At 54.9% G+C, this 2,251-nt stretch carries 1 tRNA gene and 2 rRNA genes (1 of these 3 only partly in view); all 3 read left to right on the plus strand.

Going from position 1 to position 2,251, the window contains the following annotated elements:
* A 23S ribosomal RNA gene (locus J8Z04_RS01335) occupies nt 1–1,856 on the plus strand; it begins 881 nt to the left of the window's first position.
* A gap of 85 nt (nt 1,857–1,941) precedes the next feature.
* Nucleotides 1,942–2,056, plus strand: a 5S ribosomal RNA gene (gene rrf, locus J8Z04_RS01340).
* A gap of 38 nt (nt 2,057–2,094) precedes the next feature.
* Nucleotides 2,095–2,171 (plus strand) — tRNA-Met (locus J8Z04_RS01345).
* Nucleotides 2,172–2,251: the final 80 nt, after the last annotated feature.

The raw sequence follows: 2,251 nt of genomic DNA on the forward strand, positions 1-2,251 counted from the left end.
CCTAACCAAACTCCGAATACCGAGGAGTATGAGCACGGCAGACAGACAGTGGGTGCTAAGGTCCATTGTCGAGAGGGAAACAGCCCAGACCACCAGCTAAGGCCCCTAAATCGTGGCTAAGTGGGAAAGGATGTGGGGATTCCAAAACAACCAGGAGGTTGGCTTAGAAGCAGCCATCCTTTAAAGAAAGCGTAATAGCTCACTGGTCTAATAGAAACCCTGCGCCGAAAATGTAACGGGGCTCAAGCCACGTGCCGAAGCTGTGGGTGCATAGTTTACTATGCGCGGTAGCGGAGCGTTCTGTAAGCCTGCGAAGGAGACGGGGTGACCCTCTCTGGAGGTATCAGAAGTGCGAATGCTGACATGAGTAGCGACAAACAGTGCGAGAAACACTGTCGCCGAAAGTCCAAGGGTTCCTGCGCAAGGTTAATCCACGCAGGGTGAGCCGGCCCCTAAGGCGAGGGCGAAAGCCGTAGTCGATGGGAATCAGGTTAATAGTCCTGAGCCTGCCAGAAGTGACGAACGAGATATGTTGTCAGCTCTTATCGGATTGAGCTGGCTTTTGGACCGTTCCAGGAAATAGCTCTGGCATATAGACCGTACCCGAAACCGACACAGGTGGACTGGTAGAGTATACCAAGGCGCTTGAGAGAACGATGCTGAAGGAACTAGGCAAATTGCTCGTGTAACTTCGGAAGAAACGAGACCCGTTGGTGGGCAACCATCGGCGGGTGGCACAGACCAGGGGGTAGCGACTGTTTAGTAAAAACACAGGACTCTGCGAAATCGAAAGATGACGTATAGGGTCTGACGCCTGCCCGGTGCCGGAAGGTTAAGAGGAGATGTGCAAGCGTCGAATCGAAGCCCCGGTAAACGGCGGCCGTAACTATAACGGTCCTAAGGTAGCGAAATTCCTTGTCGGGTAAGTTCCGACCTGCACGAATGGCGTAACGACTTCCCCGCTGTCTCCAGCATCGGCTCAGCGAAATTGAACTCCCCGTGAAGATGCGGGGTACCCGCGGTCAGACGGAAAGACCCTATGAACCTTTACTGCAGCTTTACAGTGGTATCAGGAAAGTTTTGTGTAGGATAGGTGGGAGGCTTTGAAACCAGGGCGCCAGCTCAGGTGGAGCCATCCTTGAAATACCACCCTGAACTTTTCTGATATCTAACCGAGACCAGTCAGCCTGGTCCGGGACCCTGTATGGTGGGCAGTTTGACTGGGGCGGTCGCCTCCCAAAGAATAACGGAGGCGCGCGATGGTGGGCTCAGGCCGGTCGGAAACCGGCTGTCGAGTGCAATGGCATAAGCCCGCCTGACTGCGAGAGTGACAGCTCGAGCAGAGACGAAAGTCGGCCATAGTGATCCGGTGGTCCCGCGTGGATGGGCCATCGCTCAACGGATAAAAGGTACTCTAGGGATAACAGGCTGATCTCCCCCAAGAGTCCACATCGACGGGGAGGTTTGGCACCTCGATGTCGGCTCATCACATCCTGGGGCTGGAGCAGGTCCCAAGGGTTCGGCTGTTCGCCGATTAAAGTGGTACGTGAGCTGGGTTTAGAACGTCGTGAGACAGTTCGGTCCCTATCTGCCGTGGGTGTAAGAGACTTGAGAGGATTTGTCCCTAGTACGAGAGGACCGGGATGAACGAACCTCTGGTGCACCGGTTGTCGCGCCAGCGGCACAGCCGGGTAGCTAAGTTCGGAATGGATAACCGCTGAAAGCATCTAAGCGGGAAACCAGCCTCAAAACTAGGTCTCACAGGGCCGTCCAAGACCAGGACGTCGATAGGTCAGGTGTGAAAGCATGGCAACATGTGTAGCTGACTGATCCTAATCGCCCATATCTCTCACACACCAGAACACATGCACAGTAGTCAGTCACACTCCAGAAAACACCAACCAAAACACCCCCAAACACCCACATGGGTGAGCGGGAAGACCTGGTGGCCATGGCGGAGGATCCATACCCGATCCCATCCCGAACTCGGCCGTTAAAGCCTCCAGCGCCTATGATACTGCTCCTTAAGGAGCGGAAAAGTCGGTCGCCGCCAGGTCCCCTCGCTCACCCACCCCCATAAAAACCACCCACCAACGCGGGGTGGAGCAGCCCGGTAGCTCGTCAGGCTCATAACCTGAAGGTCGTAGGTTCAAATCCTACCCCCGCATCCATACCCACAAAATCAGAAATAAGTTGATACGGAACCATCGGCATACTGCTTGTCAATAGCAGAGCTATATTGTGGGGAGGC

It is taken from the genome of Bombella apis (genome assembly GCF_018221685.1).
Taxonomy (GTDB): domain Bacteria; phylum Pseudomonadota; class Alphaproteobacteria; order Acetobacterales; family Acetobacteraceae; genus Bombella; species Bombella apis.